This window comes from Acinetobacter sp. ANC_7682 (genome assembly GCF_056779795.1).
Window position 1 is genome coordinate 1 of the sequence record NZ_JBWYIQ010000046.1, and the last position, 14,938, is coordinate 14,938.

At 39.2% G+C, this 14,938-nt stretch carries 18 protein-coding genes and 1 pseudogene; 6 read left to right on the forward strand and 13 right to left on the reverse strand.

What is annotated here, in order from left to right; translation table 11 throughout:
- The 4 genes and pseudogenes from AC1M9D_RS13200 to alc all read right to left on the reverse strand — a co-directional run.
- A pseudogene (locus tag AC1M9D_RS13200) lies at nucleotides 1-104 on the reverse strand (IS5/IS1182 family transposase); the annotation flags it as partial.
- Between the two features lie 7 nt (nucleotides 105-111).
- Nucleotides 112-861 carry a phospholipase D family protein gene (locus tag AC1M9D_RS13205; RefSeq protein WP_481612363.1) on the reverse strand — a complete coding sequence of 250 codons (750 nt, stop codon included), beginning with the start codon at nucleotides 859-861 and terminating at the stop codon, nucleotides 112-114.
- 69 nt (nucleotides 862-930) lie between these two features.
- Nucleotides 931-1,431: an ureidoglycolate lyase gene (locus AC1M9D_RS13210; RefSeq protein ID WP_481588782.1), complete on the reverse strand. Its 501-nt coding sequence runs from the start codon at nucleotides 1,429-1,431 to the stop codon at nucleotides 931-933.
- 93 nt (nucleotides 1,432-1,524) lie between these two features.
- Nucleotides 1,525-2,532 (reverse strand): allantoicase, encoded by a 1,008-nt coding sequence (gene alc / locus AC1M9D_RS13215; RefSeq protein ID WP_481612364.1) that lies wholly within the window; start codon nucleotides 2,530-2,532, stop codon nucleotides 1,525-1,527.
- Between the two features lie 212 nt (nucleotides 2,533-2,744).
- Between alc and hpxO the strand changes: the two genes are divergently transcribed.
- Complete coding sequence (hpxO, locus tag AC1M9D_RS13220) at nucleotides 2,745-3,902, forward strand: FAD-dependent urate hydroxylase HpxO (protein WP_481612365.1); 1,158 nt, start codon at nucleotides 2,745-2,747, stop codon at nucleotides 3,900-3,902.
- Nucleotides 3,903-3,933: 31 nt separating this feature from the next.
- On the opposite strand, the gene AC1M9D_RS13225 is transcribed toward hpxO, so the two are convergent.
- From AC1M9D_RS13225 to puuE, 6 genes are all read right to left on the reverse strand, one after another.
- Nucleotides 3,934-4,440, reverse strand: a complete 507-nt coding sequence (locus AC1M9D_RS13225) for a GNAT family N-acetyltransferase (RefSeq protein ID WP_092766530.1) — start codon at nucleotides 4,438-4,440, stop codon at nucleotides 3,934-3,936.
- Nucleotides 4,441-4,535: 95 nt separating this feature from the next.
- Nucleotides 4,536-5,285 carry an ion channel protein Tsx gene (locus tag AC1M9D_RS13230; protein ID WP_481612366.1) on the reverse strand — a complete coding sequence of 250 codons (750 nt, stop codon included), beginning with the start codon at nucleotides 5,283-5,285 and terminating at the stop codon, nucleotides 4,536-4,538.
- Nucleotides 5,286-5,407: 122 nt separating this feature from the next.
- Nucleotides 5,408-6,766, reverse strand: coding sequence for a nucleobase:cation symporter-2 family protein (locus tag AC1M9D_RS13235; RefSeq protein WP_481588785.1), 1,359 nt, complete (start codon nucleotides 6,764-6,766; stop codon nucleotides 5,408-5,410).
- A 34-nt stretch (nucleotides 6,767-6,800) separates the two neighbouring features.
- A complete protein-coding gene (gene uraH, locus AC1M9D_RS13240; protein ID WP_481588786.1) occupies nucleotides 6,801-7,127 on the reverse strand; it encodes a hydroxyisourate hydrolase in 327 nt (108 codons plus the stop codon).
- Nucleotides 7,124-7,627 (reverse strand): 2-oxo-4-hydroxy-4-carboxy-5-ureidoimidazoline decarboxylase, encoded by a 504-nt coding sequence (gene uraD / locus AC1M9D_RS13245; protein ID WP_035264722.1) that lies wholly within the window; start codon nucleotides 7,625-7,627, stop codon nucleotides 7,124-7,126. Before uraD ends, uraH begins: the two co-directional genes overlap by 4 nt.
- A gap of 133 nt (nucleotides 7,628-7,760) precedes the next feature.
- Nucleotides 7,761-8,723, reverse strand: coding sequence for an allantoinase PuuE (puuE, locus tag AC1M9D_RS13250; protein ID WP_092766528.1), 963 nt, complete (start codon nucleotides 8,721-8,723; stop codon nucleotides 7,761-7,763).
- Nucleotides 8,724-8,964: 241 nt separating this feature from the next.
- On the opposite strand from puuE, the gene AC1M9D_RS13255 reads away from it, so the two are divergent.
- The 3 genes from AC1M9D_RS13255 to AC1M9D_RS13265 all read left to right on the forward strand — a co-directional run bounded on the left by AC1M9D_RS13255 (nucleotide 8,965) and on the right by AC1M9D_RS13265 (nucleotide 10,772).
- A complete protein-coding gene (locus AC1M9D_RS13255) occupies nucleotides 8,965-9,324 on the forward strand; it encodes an HPF/RaiA family ribosome-associated protein (protein ID WP_035264715.1) in 360 nt (119 codons plus the stop codon).
- A gap of 125 nt (nucleotides 9,325-9,449) precedes the next feature.
- Nucleotides 9,450-9,992, forward strand: a complete 543-nt coding sequence (locus tag AC1M9D_RS13260; RefSeq protein WP_035264700.1) for an ankyrin repeat domain-containing protein — start codon at nucleotides 9,450-9,452, stop codon at nucleotides 9,990-9,992.
- Between the two features lie 12 nt (nucleotides 9,993-10,004).
- Complete coding sequence (locus tag AC1M9D_RS13265) at nucleotides 10,005-10,772, forward strand: transporter (RefSeq protein ID WP_481612367.1); 768 nt, start codon at nucleotides 10,005-10,007, stop codon at nucleotides 10,770-10,772.
- A 61-nt stretch (nucleotides 10,773-10,833) separates the two neighbouring features.
- On the opposite strand, the gene AC1M9D_RS13270 is transcribed toward AC1M9D_RS13265, so the two are convergent.
- Nucleotides 10,834-11,748 carry an alpha/beta hydrolase gene (locus AC1M9D_RS13270; protein WP_035264694.1) on the reverse strand — a complete coding sequence of 305 codons (915 nt, stop codon included), beginning with the start codon at nucleotides 11,746-11,748 and terminating at the stop codon, nucleotides 10,834-10,836.
- 143 nt (nucleotides 11,749-11,891) lie between these two features.
- Here AC1M9D_RS13270 and AC1M9D_RS13275 point away from each other — a divergent pair, with 143 nt between their 5' ends.
- Complete coding sequence (locus AC1M9D_RS13275; protein WP_481594513.1) at nucleotides 11,892-12,329, forward strand: DUF2147 domain-containing protein; 438 nt, start codon at nucleotides 11,892-11,894, stop codon at nucleotides 12,327-12,329.
- 48 nt (nucleotides 12,330-12,377) lie between these two features.
- On the opposite strand, the gene AC1M9D_RS13280 is transcribed toward AC1M9D_RS13275, so the two are convergent.
- Both AC1M9D_RS13280 and AC1M9D_RS13285 read right to left on the reverse strand, forming a co-directional pair.
- Entirely contained in the window at nucleotides 12,378-12,728 is a 351-nt protein-coding gene (locus AC1M9D_RS13280; RefSeq protein WP_481586888.1) for a Spx/MgsR family RNA polymerase-binding regulatory protein, read from the reverse strand.
- A gap of 431 nt (nucleotides 12,729-13,159) precedes the next feature.
- Entirely contained in the window at nucleotides 13,160-13,978 is an 819-nt protein-coding gene (locus AC1M9D_RS13285) for an exodeoxyribonuclease III (RefSeq protein WP_092766525.1), read from the reverse strand.
- 38 nt (nucleotides 13,979-14,016) lie between these two features.
- Between AC1M9D_RS13285 and pyrE the strand changes: the two genes are divergently transcribed.
- Nucleotides 14,017-14,667, forward strand: coding sequence for an orotate phosphoribosyltransferase (gene pyrE / locus AC1M9D_RS13290; RefSeq protein ID WP_481612368.1), 651 nt, complete (start codon nucleotides 14,017-14,019; stop codon nucleotides 14,665-14,667).
- The last annotated feature ends 271 nt before the right edge of the window (nucleotides 14,668-14,938 follow it).

The following is a 14,938-nucleotide window of genomic DNA, read 5'->3' on the forward strand; positions in this document are numbered from 1 at the left end:
GTAGCAGGATCAAACCAAATGGCAATATTTCCGCGACTCATGAGTGCTCGGTTATATGCGGGCCAATTGGTTGTGCGGTAGATTTTGTGTGCAGGCTTCTTCATTTGAAAATTATATCGCTGAAAAACCCTTTACAGATAGGTTTGTGCAACAAAGCCTTTCTAAATTTTCATCCCATAAAAAATAAATTCCGAATTGACCTGATCTAAATTCACCCCCAGCTGCTTTGCCTGCATCCGTTAAAAAATGCTTCTCATTTTCAAGTTTGAGATAACCCTTGGAAACTAATTTTTCTAATAAAACAGGTGTTTTTAAACCAACTTTTGCAGCAAGTTTTGCTGAAGTTAATTTGCTAAATTTGCTACTCTCAGATTCGTTATCAGCTATATGCTCAGGTTCTGTATTATCCGATTTAACTTCATCTAAGCTAATTCGAACTTCTTCACTAATACGGATAATCCGCTGCGCTTCTTCATAAGCTTCTTTAAACACTTCATCATCTTCGTATTTACGGACTAAAATACCCATTTCATTATTATTAACTTGGCTAAACTCATATAGGTTGAGGCTTGAAATAATACATTCACCTTCGTTTAGGTAGCATTTAGCGTGTAAGTTTTTACAAAAACTGAGACGGACGTAATCAAGCTTTTGCAGCCATTTAATTTCTTCAGGATGTAAATCACTTTTCCCATACACGATTCGAATATCAATTTTTAGACGATCTTTATCTTCTAATAATTCTTTAATTCGATCATTTAGTCGAAGATAAGGACTGATTAGAATCAAGCGCTCCTTTGCATTTTTTATGAGTTCTTCAAGATAAAAGTTAGTAGCACTGGTATTTAGGAACTTCGCCATTATTCCCTCTAGTATATTTTATATTGTACAGTGCGATATTAGCTCAGAATTTATGCATACCAAATAACATTATCGATCAATTATTTTAAAAAAATCAAACTGAAACACATCACAATTATTCCCAGCACCAATCCGATCCACCACCGCAAAATCACTCGGGCTTTCCAATGTTAAAAGTGGATGATGCCAAGTCCCCGCCCGATAGTTCACACCTTGAGAGCCATTGGTTATAAAAGCTTGTAGCTTTGAAATATCGGGCTGATCCGCATTTAAGTTTGGTGCAACCACTACTAAAAACTTTTGTCCCTGCATCGGGATGAAAGCTTGTGATCCATGAGGATGACGTTCAAGCATTGAAATTTTGAACGGAATATTGGTACTTTGAATATTTCGAAAAATACTAATCCCGGCTTTGGCATCGCCAATAATTTCAGTGGTCACTAAAGCATGATAGCGCTCTGTATGCGCATCGTTAATATGAAAATAATCATTTCCTTGGCAAGCAATGACGTCACCAAAAGGTGCAAAATTTTCGGAGGTTAAAGGTTGTAGGGTAATGGTATGCATCATAAAAATTCGCTGAAAAGAAACTGCATTTTCAATTTAGAATTGAGTCGAAAATGCAGTCAAAATAAGATCACTTTAAAAGTAACAAATACTCAACTAAGGATTCACTTTACCCCAGAGGCGTATACGACTAATCCCACCATCAGGAATCATATTCACCCGAATATGAGAAATTTTTTCGTGTCGCAATACTTCATTTACAAAGTTATGAATGTGATCCATTTGCATCGGTTGAGGTGCGAGTAAAAAAGGCCAAAACATACTTTGAGGGATCAATTGAGGATCCGTTGCATCTTCTATATAAATGGCTTGAATGGACACTTCAGCAGGATAATTCCCTTTAAAGTGGGCTGTATCAATATCAATCTTTTCAATGTGACCAGCTTGCCCTAAAGCTAAAATACACCAGTCGAAACCGGGTGCACGACGGCGTGCGGTTTCCCAACCATCACCCATATTAACCCCACGTCCTGGATTGATCAGATTACGTGGATGTCCGAAGTGTGCATCACTATAGGCAATAACACGTCCACCATTTTCAAGTGCAAGCAGGTCGAGGGTTTGGTTTTGATCTTGGATTTGAACGCTGACTTCACCATATACGCGGAATCGTGCGATACCTCCATCTGGAAAAATATTTAAACGCAGATGGGTAAAGATCTGATTCATTGAAACTTCAAAGACATGGTGCTGACTTGGTCCCAATATACTATTTGGTAAAATTTGGTGCCATTCAGCATCATCTAAGTTTTCATTTGGTGCATAACACCCTTCTACTGAAGCAGAAGCGGGATAATTACCACTAAAAAAAGTGGTATCAATATCGAGTGCTTTAATTTTACCTGCAACACCTAACTGAACAATCGCCCAATCATAACCACTGTGACGTTTACGACGGGTTTCCCATCCATCCATCCACTTGCCATGATCATCAAATTTACCTTCTACAAAGATAGGCGCATCAAACTGAAGCATACGTTGAGCTTCAGCAAAAAAATCATCAGAACATGTTGTGACTTTTGCACCAATTCGGGCATCTGCAAGGTTAGTAAGTTGCTGTAAATGAGTAGGGATTTCAAATTCCGGTGCCAATAGTGTTGCCATGTCATCTTCCATTATTGCTTTAAAACTTGATTCTTATCAAAAGAATGCATTCTTAGAATCATGATGCGTTGTTATGTCGCATCTGCTCAAGGGCTTTAAAAAGAATGCACAGCATGTGCCAACCTTGCACTTATGTAGCGCTATATTGGTGGAAATGGCACGTTTTTCGCTTTAAGCAGTGGGTTAAAGCAAAAAAAATTGTGGAAGTAAAAATGAATATCACCATTATTGGTGCCGGAATGGCAGGATTAACGACCGGAATTGCGTTGAAAAAATTTGGTCATCAAGTTTCAATATATGAACAAACTGAAAAAATTTTACCCGTGGGTGCTGCGATTTCATTGTGGTCAAATGGTGTGAAATGTTTGAACTATCTAGGACTCACGGATCAAGTCGCTCAACTTGGTGGGAAAATGGATCACCTTGCTTATGTCGATGGGCTCACGGGTGATGTCATGACACAATTTAGTTTATATCCATTGATTGAAGAAGTCGGGCAGCGACCTTATCCAGTTTCTCGCGCTGAATTACAAAATATGTTAATGGATGAGTTTGGACGTGAAGATATTCATCTTGCAAAAAAAATGATCGGACTTGAGGATCAAGGTGATGACGTCAAAATCCATTTTGCTGACGGAGCAGAAATCACCACGGATTTATTGGTCGGCGCGGATGGCACTCATTCGATCACGCGTGCCTATGTTTTAGGTGAGCAAGTTGAGCGTCGTTATGCAGGTTATGTGAATTGGAATGGGTTGGTCGAAATTTCTGAGTCGCTCGCTCCTGCCGATCAGTGGACCACCTTTGTAGGAGAAGGGAAGCGAGCTTCTTTAATGCCAGTCGCAGGTAATCGTTTTTATTTCTTCTTTGATGTACCACTTGAATTAGGTTTGGAAAATGATCGTACTCAATATAAAAAATTACTAAAACAATATTTTGACGGTTGGTGTCCGCAAGTACAAACTTTGATTGATGCTATTGATGAACAGCGAACCAATCGTGTTGAAATCCATGATATAGAACCATTTGCAGATTTCTATAAAGGGCGAGTTGTGATTGTTGGCGATGCAGCACATAGTACAACACCTGATATTGGGCAGGGCGGTTGCCAAGCGATGGAAGATGCCATTTATTTGGCTCGGGCATTACAGATTAATACACTGGGAATTCAGGATGCTTTAAGACGTTATCAAAACAAACGTAATGAACGCACTGCTGAAATGGTATTGAGAGCGCGTAAACGTTGTGATGTGACGCATATGAAAGACGAATCGATTACTCGTGAATGGTATGAGGACTTAAGAAAAGAACAAGGACCTCATATTATGAAAGGTATTATCAGTAATATTGTTGGAAATCCTTTGGATTAAAAATTTTAACTAAAAGGGCTAAATGCCCTTTTTAAGTATTTAGATTCAGTTGGAATAAGACGAGATTGCGCCAAGATCCAAATTTTTGTCCGACTTCAGGTAAATAGCCTGTTTGTTTAAATCCAAAGTATTCATGTAATTTGATGGATGCAAAATTTTCATGATCTATAGCAGCGATCATGACATGAATTTTATGTTGGCTTGCGTATTGAATTAAATGTTGGAGTAAAGCTTTGCCTAAACCCAAACGTGTAAAATTGGGATGAATATACACAGAGTGTTCGACAGTTTGTCTAAAACCACTGATCGCTCTAAATGTACTGTATTCAGCATAACCTGCAATTTGTTGGGTTAGTTCGTTTTCAACCACAAAAATAGGGAAATGATCTATTAGATGCTGACGATACCAATTCTGATAATAATAAATGTCTTGATCTTGCTCATTCCATGTTGCAAAACCATTCAGAATTTCATCGTTGTAAATATCTTGGATTTGAGTTAAATCCTGTTCAGTTGCGAAACGAATTTTAAAAGACATTTTTTATTCTAATCGTCAGTATTTATAACTTTATTTTGATTATTGAGCATAAAAAAAGCAAGACACTAGTCTTGCTTTTTTATTATAAATATCAATTAGAAATGATATTTAACCAATGCGCTTACATCGTTTTGGTCTTGACCTTTTTGACCGAATTTATTGTTCCAAACAGAGTGTTCAACACCTACATACAATTTGGTTTTTGGAGAGATATGTTTACCAACATTCCATTTATATTGGCTTGTCCAGTTCAATTCACTCGCATGACCAGGACCTTCATTTGTAGACCAATCAAGGAATGCATCTGCCAAGAATTCTTCATTGCCTAGCTTGAATGGAACAGCGTAAGTGATCGTCATTTGGTAGTCATCTTCAGTCAAGTCATTGTCAACTCGATAGAAGTTAATATTTGCATATTGCATGTAAGGAATATCTAAAGCAAAGCCTACGCCATACAAGAAGTTATTGAACTCAGTATTGTTGTTATAACCAGCGTTGTGTTCCCAAGTCGTTGCAATCAATACATCTTTGATTGGACCAGCGCTTAGTTTTTGGCCAGAAACTTCACTTAAACTTAATCGTGGAGCTAATTCAAGGTAAGTTGAATCGCCATCTTTTCCGCCCCATTGTTGATCGACGAAAAAGAAAACATCCGAGTACTTAAGCTTTGCAGCATATTCAGCAGTGATGGTATAGCGTTCACCTTCTTGTTGAGAGAAAGGGTTTAGGTAGTTATCGCCATAAAGACCAGTTAGGCTGAAATCTTGCCAAACAATTGGACTTGCTTGAGTAAACGCTGCTGTAGAAGCTAATGCGCAAAGTGCTGCGATTTGATTAAGTTTCATAAAAGAATCCCCAGAGAAAGCGGTAACAGAATAACGATTCTTTTGCAAAAATAAAGCCAAAAGTGGATGAAAGGAAAAATTAATGCCCACGTATGCAGGCATTGATACAAAGATGGTTTAAATTAATGATGAGAATCAATTATTTGTTTACTTTTAATACTAATTTTCGGTCCAAATAATTTTAAGTGATTAAATAATATATTGAGGACTATCGCCATTAAGCAGGTTGAGCTAATACCCGAATGGAACAAGGTTTGGACCCATTTTGGGAAGTCGGAATAGAACGAATGGTCAATAATGGGTACCATTCCTGCAGCAATTGAAGTCGCGACAATAATTAAGTTTTTCTGATCGTTATAATCAATTTTTGCCAGTGTACGGATACCACTCGCGGCTACTGTACCAAATAAAACAAGGCCAGCCCCCCCAAGTACAGGCACAGGAATCGCTGCAATAAAACGCCCCATCACTGGGAGTAATCCAAGTACGACCAGAATTATCCCGCCAGCAGCGACAACATAGCGACTTTTAATCCCTGTTATTGCAACTAAACCAACGTTTTGCGCAAACGCACTTTGCATAAATGAACCAAAGATCGGTGCTGCTGCACTTGATAACATATCTGCGCGTAGACCATCTGAAATACGCTTTGAATCTACATCGGTACCGATAATTTCACCGACTGCAATAATATCAGCTGTAGTCTCAGTCATAATCACGAGGGTAACAATGATCATGGAAAGTATTGCTGTAAACTCAAAGGTCGGCATACCAAATGCAAAGAAGCTAGGAACCTGTAACCAATGACCTTCCCCAACTTTGCTAAAATCACCAAAGCCAAACATAAATGCTAAGACAGTGCCAAGAATAATTGCCAGTAAAATTGAAAGGCGTCGAATTGTGGCACTGCCAGCCATATTCAATATTATGACGATTGCAAGCGTCGCTAACGCTAAACAAATATTTTCAGCACTTCCCCAATCAGGTGCACTTTTATTGCCGCCCATCATCCAACGCACAGCAACTGGCAGGAGTGATAAGCCTATGATTGTAATTACACAGCCTGTAACAACTGGGGGAAAAAATCGAATAATTTTAGAGAAGTAGGGCGCTAAGAAAAACCCTAAAAGTGATGCCACAATGACGGCACCATAGACTGCCTGTAATCCGCCACCTGTGGTGACAATTGCGACCATTGTGGCTACACCAGCAAAAGAGACACCCTGAACCAAGGGCAATTGTGCACCAATATGTTTAACGCCTATGGTTTGTAAAATTGTCGCTAAGCCACCGACAAATAAAGCAGCAGCGATGAGTAGCCCAATTTCCATACCTGATAAGCCTGCAGCCGTACCCACGATCAGAGGAGGCGCTATAATACCACCATACATGGTTAAAACATGTTGTAAGCCATAAGCAGCACTTTTACCAGTACCAAGATATTCATGTTCGGGTGATTGTTGTTGTTCGTGTGCAGTCATAATAAATCCCTCTATATTTTAAATTTGCGAGTGCTCAGCTGCCACGATAGGTGGAGTAGGCATAAGGGCTAATGAGCAAGGGAATGTGATAATGTTGGTGAGCATCGGTTACTGAAAAATGAATGACGGCTTTTGGAAAAAAAGTTGGGATGTTCTGCGCTGAGAAATAAGCTTGCGTCATAAATTCGATGCTGTATTCAGCGACATCAATTTGATCGAGTCCAAAATCTGCTGCTGTCACACGTCCATCAGAATTGGTTTTGGCTATCGCTAATAACTCTCCAGACGCAGAAAAAAGCTTAACTTCAACATTACTTGCAGGACGTCCAAGGTGGGTATCTAAAATATGTGAGCTGATCATGCTTGAATTTCCTGTGAGAGGCGCAGTAAAGCAATTTCTAAAAGTTGGCGATGGACGATTCTTTTTTCAGTCTCAAAATCGTTTAGCAAGCGGTATTCCAATGCAGTCAGAATCTCTTCACTATTCAAACCAGAAGCTTTAATCAGAAAAATAAAACCGAATTTTTTTTCATAGGCCAAGTTGCCTTTATATAACGCATCTAAAACTTCTTGATCATGTGTGATGCGTGCTTGTTCACGCCTTGAAAAAGTTTGTTCTTGTTCTGATAATTCAATTTTTGCTTTTCTTTCGCCAATCCTTGGGTGTGTATTTAGGGCTGCTAAAATTTCATCCCATGTCCATGTAATGGCATGTTGTTCAGCATACTTTAATAGTCCTTCTCGTGTGTCAAAAGGACCGTAATGAATGATTTCCTCGCCCCATCGTGGGATATGAACACATTGCAATAAAAATGCTTTCTGATGTTCAACAGATGTTTGATTAAATTCTGAAAGCAACACAATTCAAACCTATACATTGAAACTTTAGGCTTAAATTGCAATAACAATGCCAACGTAGATTTGGTGGAAAAAGTGACTGAAAAAAGATCAAAAGAGCACCTTATAAAGCACTCTTTTTCTCGTGAATGTGAAATTATGGTGCGAAATGATCGATCCAATGTTGCGCAATATCTCCACGACGACAAATCCAAACATGTTCATGAGATTGAACATAGTCTAAGAACTGTTGTAGTGCCTTGAAGCGTCCTGGGCGTCCTAAAAGACGGCAGTGCATCCCAATAGACATCATTTTTGGTGCAGTTTCCCCTTCGGCATACAAGACATCAAAGGCATCCTTTAGATATTGATAAAACTGTTCACCATGATTGAAGCCACCTGCTGAACTAAACTTCATGTCGTTGGTGTCTAGGGTATAAGGAATAATTAAATGCGGATGCTGCTCCCCATTGGGATGGGTGAGCTGTGTCCAAAAAGGTAAATCATCGCCGTAATAATCACAGTCGTATTTGATTTGAGGAAATTCAGTCAAAAGTTGACGTGTGTTGGGACTATCTCGACCTGTGTACCAACCGATTGGGGCTTGTCCGAATAGCGTTTCAAGTACACTAATGGCTTGATCCATATGCTGCCTTTCGGTCTCAATATCCATATTCTGATAATGCAACCAACGTTGACCATGCGATACCACATCGTAATCCGCAGATTTAATTGCTTCGACCACATCTGGAAGACGTGCCAAAGCCATTCCCACACCAAAAATAGTCATGGGTAATTGACGTTTCTTGAACTCATTGTGAATACGCCAAAAACCGACTCTTGACCCATACTCATACATTGAATCCATTGACATATGCTTAGCATTAAAACTGGCAGCACCAACGATTTCAGATAAAAATTGCTCTGAACCTTGATCACCGTGCTCAATGTGGTTTTCACCACCTTCTTCATAATTTAAGACAAATTGCACTGCGATACGCGCTTGATTAGGCCAATGAGGATGAGGTGGATTCGCCCCATAACCTCTTAAGTCTCTGGAATAAGGTGCATTTTGAATCGAATCAATAAGCGCCTGTCCGCGTAAGTAAGTACTTGTCACAATGAGTAATCCTTTTATTAATTTTTTAAAATACCACTTGCATATTTTTGAGTTAGGCCCGATATTCAAAGTATAAGGACACGGTTCTGCAGACTCAAAAAGTGTTCATCATTCAATGTGGAGGGACGTATTCCAAACAGCAATTGAAGATGTTCGATGCAATTAGATTGCAAGCTACAAACGTGCCAAGATAAAAAGTTTTGCACAAAAATGATTCAGAAGAAGAGTGAGGATGATATTTATGAACATAGAAATCCGTACAGATAAGAATATTCAAAACAGTGAGCGATTAATTGATTATGTACGTGCAGAACTAAATACAGAGTTTCAACGCCATAGTGAAAGAATTACCCATTTTTCGGTTCATTTAAGTGATGAAAATGCCCATAAAGGCGGTGCAGACGATATTCAATGTATGATCGAAGCTCGCCCAGCTGGACTAAAACCAGTTGTGGTCAATCACAGAGGTCATAATATCGACACAGCGATTCATGGTGCGATTGACCGATTAAAGCGTAGTCTTGAACATGTATTCGAGAAAAAAGAGAACCCTCGTGGAGCGCCCATCCAACTGAAAGAAGATGAAGTGGATGTGGAATAGCAAAAAGCCCTTCGGGGCTTTTTTTTTGAATAAAATTTTGAATGAACAGTTTTGATTTATTTAATTGAATAATGATCTGCATTATTAGGCATAATGTCGTTATAGATAAATAGTAGAGAAAGTAAATGCTAACAGCACATCAACAAGTGTTTTTACAGGCCTTAGAAGAATTAGACCTAGCACAGGTACAGCGCCTGTTAGCAGAAGGTTTAGATCCAAACTTTATCGCAGGAGAGAAAGGCCCTGCGGTTTCTGTGTGGTCAGACACTTTATTTCAATGGTGGGAAGAAATTTGTGAAGCGTATGAGCAAGGAAATGCGCTTTCAACAGAAGAAAAACAACAGAAATTACAAGTACATCTTGATATTCTAGATGCACTGATTGCAGCGAAAGCTAATTTCCATTTATGGGATGCAGAGGAATGTTACGGCCCACTTTGGGATGCTGCGAGTGCTGCATGTGTGCCTGCAGTTCAACGCTTACTTGATCATCAAGTTGATCCTAATACCAAAGATGAAGAGGGGAATACCATTCTGAGTTCAATTAGTGATTTATTTTTCGACTGCGATTTTGATACCATTGATTGGTCACAGGCTTTACCGGAAGAACGTGAGACACTCGAGTTATTACGTAGCCGTGGCGCAAAAATGACGAAAGAATTAAATTAATTTGGGTGCCCCATGACAAAATTAAAACAACTGAGCTTGATACTTTGCTCAACTGCGAGTGTAAGTGCGATGGCTGCAGATTTTGCCTTCGATCGACCTGGTACGAGTTTCAGCACAGGCATTACGCCCGTAGGTCAATTGGCATGGGAGCAGGGACTTCCAACTGCACAGTATGTTGAAAGTACTGAAAATGGTTTTAAAAATAAATCATTGCGACTCAATGCTGATGTCCTGTTGCGTACGGGATTGAGTAAGAATACTGAGCTTCAATTGGGTTGGGATGGCCCAGCGTGGGAGCGGACCCGAATCCAAAATCGAACTGATGACCATGATGGTTTAGGTGATGTTTCTGTTGGGATTAAGCATCACGTTGACTTACAAGATGATCAACTGAAAATGGCTATTTTGGCGCAAGCTAAAATCGCAACAGGAAATGATCGTTTTACTTATGTTGATGATATTTACACTTTGGGCTCATCTGTTGAGTATCAATATAACGATACTGTAACGACAGGAATAGGAATGTTCTATTCAGCTCAAAATAGTGATTGGTCTGTGACTGCTGTCCCGACAATTGGCTATAAAATCGTGGGTAATTTATCGGGCTATTCTGAAGCAGTATTTACCAAGAAAGAAAGCCAAGAGCGAGAGTATGGACTGGCATTTGGTTTAATCTATGCCTTGAATGATCGTGCGCAGTTAGATGCAAGCATCGGTGTAGACCTAAGTGGATCCGATCGAAGTTATCATGGTGGATTTGGTGTCTCATACTTATTCTAAATGAATAAAAAAGGAGTAGCTTACGCTACTCTTTTTTATGTTTACTTCAGTTTTGATTCAATCAGTCTTTATCCAAACGATGGGCAAACTCTGCGATATCGGTCAAAGCTTGCTTTGCTTCATCAAACCAAGCGCTAAACATTTGGAAGTTATGCCACATACCGGTGTATAACTTAAACTCAACATCTACTCCAGCTGCTTTAGCCTTTTCTTCAAATCGCGTAGAGTCGTCTAACAAAATTTCTTTTGAACCCACCTGAACCAATGTCGGTGGCAATCCTTTGAGATCTCCAAAAATTGGGGAAATTTCGGGAATTGAGACATCTACACCTTTAGGAACATAATGATTTATGCCTGCTTCTAAAGCTTCAATTGACAATAAAGCATCATGCTTTTGATTGTAGCGTAGAGATTCACTGGTCAAAGTTAAGTCAAGAAAGGGTGACATTAAAATCAAGCCACTTGGAAGAAGTTTTGGATTTTCTTCTTTTAAACGTAAAGCCAGTGCAAGTGCTAAATTGGCACCACAAGAATCGCCAGATAAAATAATATCTTTCGGTTGAGCACCTTGCTCTACCAATAATTGGTACACATCATAGATTGCTTCTCCGAGATCGGGGAAACGTTGTTCAGGTGAAAGAGGGTAATCGATATGTAGCACTTGCATTTGAGTCCGAAGTGCCATTTCAGTCATCAATGCGCGATGTGTATTTAACGATCCTAAAAAGAATGCGCCACCATGAATGTGAAAAATGAGCTGAGTCGTTTCAGGTTGAGGCAAAATTTCTTCGGCACGAATACCTGCGATTCTTAGTTTTCGAATACTGACATCTTTGGACTGTGGAAAAACACGCGTCATCTGCTCTAAGGCAACACGAAGTACGGTGGGGGGAAGATTAAAGCGACTCGGAAAGCGAAGACTCGTTTTTAAAAAAGACTCTGTTATGTATTGTTTCAAAACCGGATTGATCTTCATTGTTTTTCCATATTAATGAAATTATGTTTATTATCAGCACACAGCATTACAATGGTACACTAAATAGTCACATTCAAAAATTGCTTAAATGTTATCAATTTTTAATAATATTAAAGTCAATTCAGCAAGGGAAACAAAAAACAATGAAAAAAATTGCACTAACGTTAGGATTACTCGCTTCAGCAGTATTTGCAAATGCTGCAGATCCACTCAATGGTACCGTGTGGAATACGATTGATGAGAAAACTAAAAAAGCTAAAGCTTTTGTAAAATTCACTGAACAGCCAAACGGAACATTGAATGCAACGATTCAGAGTGTTGTCACACCGGGTCAAGAAAATTCATGTACGAACTGTGAAGGTCCCTATCACAAGAAATCTTTAAAAGGTTTAACCATTGTGAAGGGTCTTAAAAATGTAGGTGGAGCGAATTACGATGGTGGTTCAATCTTAGACCCACAATCTGGAAAAACTTACAAATTGAAGGGTTCATTGAAAGACGGTGGTCAAAAGCTCGAACTTCGTGGTTTCATCGGCGTATCAGCGCTTGGTCGTAACCAAACTTGGGTACGCGTGAACTAATTTAAGATTCATAAAAAAGCCGAGTAGTTGCTCGGCTTTTTTTATTTCTTATTTCTTTAATGCTTTTATCGCATTCTCATCAAAACCTACTACATAACCTGATTCAGTAGTGATCACTGGTCTTTTAATAAGGCTCGTATGTGTAGTCAGTGCTTCAATCAAACCCTGTTCAGATGCAAGGGCAATTTCTTGATCTTCCTCAGACAATTTACGCCAAGTCGTTCCCTTTTTATTGAGGACAAGTTCAGCACCAAGATCATTTAGCCATTTTTGTACTGTTTCAGCATCAATACCTTGTTTCTTATAATCGTGGAACTCATAACTAAGCCCCAACTCATTGAGTAAATCGAATGCTTTTTTCATCGAGTTGCAATTTTTAATGCCGTAAACTTTAATCATCTCTAACAGTCTTATTCATTGTGATCAGTCTAGAGCTTAGCAAAATTTACGCAAAAACATAAATGTGATCAGAATATTTTAAATAGGTTTGAAATCTACAGTGTGGCTTCATGGTGGTTATCAATAAAATGGTGGAAAATTTCTTATCTTAAAATTTGTATTGATCTTTTAAATAGAGAAAACCCGCATTAAATCATCCTGATCATGCGGGTCTCAATTCAACGTCCAATGTCTTCATCCTTGGAAAATAAACCGAAATTTATTTTCTTTTCATCCTACGGCTTCCAATCCCTATTGTCATCCTGACATGTCCCTGTGCCGTGCGACAATAATGCACTGAATTAGTCGGAATAAAAATACGTTAACACGACAAGATTTGTGAGCAATTAGCGTGCATTTAGTAAACAGTTGTTCACTCAGTTTGCACGGCACTAAATTTTATAATCGATAATGACAGGGGCATGATCGCTAAACCACGTTTCTTTATATACCCATGCATTCACAGTACGATCTTTCCAATCTGGTGAGCAAGCTTGATAGTCAATCCGCCAACCCACGTTCTTGGCACGGGCTTGTCCTCGGTTTGACCACCATGAATAAAGTTCTGCTTCTTTACGCACTTCACGGAAGGTATCGACATAGCCTAAATCATCATAAATATGATCGAGCCATGCACGTTCATGTGGTAAACAACCTGAAGCTTTTTGATTGCCTGACCAGTTCTTAATATCAATGCGTTTATGTACGATATTGTAGTCACCGCAAACAATCACAGATTTACCTTCATCACGCCATTGTTTCAAGATCTGCTTGTATTCATTTAGAAAGTGATCTTTACGGGCTTGTGCTTCTTCACCAGAAGAACCTGATGGTAAATAGAGTGAGCAAATATGAGCTGTTTTCTCTAAGCCTAGATCAAATTCTGCTGAGATAAAACGACCTTGTGAATCAGCCAATTCAAAACCCAGACCATCGGTAACTGAGATAAACGGCAAACGACTATAGATTGCGGTACCAGCATAGCCAGGACGCTCAGCTGGGAATAGGTGTGTATACCAACCTTCGGGCTTAAATTTATCTGTCCATTGTTCGTGTGTAATACGGGATTCTTGCATGCAAATGACATCGGCATCTGAAGTTGCCATCCAGTCAAAAATTCCTTTTTTTTCTGCAGAACGAAGACCATTTACGTTGATTGATACGACACGTAAAATTTTTTGATCACTAGGATAGCTACTCTTTGGTATCATGCTCGAGTTTAACCTCAATTTAATAAATGGAGCACCTCATGACAGCGCAAGCGGCATTTAATCCACAAGCTTTTATCGAACTGGCATTATCACGTGGTGTGCTTAAATTTGGTGAGTTTACTTTAAAATCAGGTCGTGTGAGTCCTTATTTTTTCAACGCCGGTTTGTTAAATGACGGTGAAGCCTTAACTGGCTTGGCTTCTGGCTATGCAGCAAAATTAACTGAATGTGATAATGTTGAAGTGATTTTTGGCCCTGCGTATAAAGGTATTCCATTTGTCGCTGCAACGGCTGTGGCATTGTCACAAAACCACGGTGTAAGTGTACCTTGGGGCTTCAACCGTAAAGAAGTTAAAGATCACGGTGAGGGGGGGGGGTTAGTTGGTGCTTCAGTTGAAGGTAAAAAGGTATGGATCATTGATGATGTAATCACTGCGGGTACAGCCATTCGTGAAGTTGTGACCATTTTAAAAAATGCAGGCGCGCAAATAGCGGGTGTATTGGTTGCGCTTGACCGTCAAGAAAAAGGTCAGGGTGAATTGTCTGCGATTCAAGAAGTTCAAAAAGAGCTTGAAATTCCTGTGCATGCGCTTATCACAATGAAAGATTTAATGGATTACTTAGATGCTAAAGGCGACAAAGATGCTTTAGCGAAAATGGAAGCGTACCGTGTGAAGTACGGAATCTAAGTCTTATAAAGTTCTACTTAATATTAATGTGAAACATTGCTTAATAAATAAGCGTGGAACTTGAAGAATCTATAAAAAAGCCCAGATCTATAGGTCTGGGTTTTTTATATTGATATAAGTTATTGATTTGTATTTAATAAAAAATCTGACCATTTTTTCCATAGTGTCCTGCCTAAACGCTTAATTGTTCGAAGTAATTCATTTCGCTCTAGCGAGCTACTCTTTGTATCTTTCCATGGTTTCGCATTTTTTCTAGGTGGAATCACCGCAT

What these genes read in the sequence shown, in the direction of transcription:
- AC1M9D_RS13230 (WP_481612366.1), bottom strand. Translation starts at nt 5,285, where the DNA reads ATGAAACTTAATCAAATCGCAGCACTTTGCGCATTAGCTTCTACAGCA.
- pyrE (WP_481612368.1), top strand. Translation starts at nt 14,017, where the DNA reads ATGACAGCGCAAGCGGCATTTAATCCACAAGCTTTTATCGAACTGGCA.
- AC1M9D_RS13210 (WP_481588782.1), bottom strand. Translation starts at nt 1,431, where the DNA reads ATGATGCATACCATTACCCTACAACCTTTAACCTCCGAAAATTTTGCA.
- AC1M9D_RS13285 (WP_092766525.1), bottom strand. Translation starts at nt 13,978, where the DNA reads ATGATACCAAAGAGTAGCTATCCTAGTGATCAAAAAATTTTACGTGTC.
- AC1M9D_RS13265 (WP_481612367.1), top strand. Translation starts at nt 10,005, where the DNA reads ATGACAAAATTAAAACAACTGAGCTTGATACTTTGCTCAACTGCGAGT.
- AC1M9D_RS13225 (WP_092766530.1), bottom strand. Translation starts at nt 4,440, where the DNA reads ATGTCTTTTAAAATTCGTTTCGCAACTGAACAGGATTTAACTCAAATC.
- alc (WP_481612364.1), bottom strand. Translation starts at nt 2,532, where the DNA reads ATGGCAACACTATTGGCACCGGAATTTGAAATCCCTACTCATTTACAG.
- AC1M9D_RS13270 (WP_035264694.1), bottom strand. Translation starts at nt 11,748, where the DNA reads ATGAAGATCAATCCGGTTTTGAAACAATACATAACAGAGTCTTTTTTA.
- AC1M9D_RS13205 (WP_481612363.1), bottom strand. Translation starts at nt 861, where the DNA reads ATGGCGAAGTTCCTAAATACCAGTGCTACTAACTTTTATCTTGAAGAA.
- AC1M9D_RS13280 (WP_481586888.1), bottom strand. Translation starts at nt 12,728, where the DNA reads ATGATTAAAGTTTACGGCATTAAAAATTGCAACTCGATGAAAAAAGCA.
- AC1M9D_RS13235 (WP_481588785.1), bottom strand. Translation starts at nt 6,766, where the DNA reads ATGACTGCACACGAACAACAACAATCACCCGAACATGAATATCTTGGT.
- uraH (WP_481588786.1), bottom strand. Translation starts at nt 7,127, where the DNA reads ATGATCAGCTCACATATTTTAGATACCCACCTTGGACGTCCTGCAAGT.
- AC1M9D_RS13275 (WP_481594513.1), top strand. Translation starts at nt 11,892, where the DNA reads ATGAAAAAAATTGCACTAACGTTAGGATTACTCGCTTCAGCAGTATTT.
- AC1M9D_RS13255 (WP_035264715.1), top strand. Translation starts at nt 8,965, where the DNA reads ATGAACATAGAAATCCGTACAGATAAGAATATTCAAAACAGTGAGCGA.
- hpxO (WP_481612365.1), top strand. Translation starts at nt 2,745, where the DNA reads ATGAATATCACCATTATTGGTGCCGGAATGGCAGGATTAACGACCGGA.
- AC1M9D_RS13260 (WP_035264700.1), top strand. Translation starts at nt 9,450, where the DNA reads ATGCTAACAGCACATCAACAAGTGTTTTTACAGGCCTTAGAAGAATTA.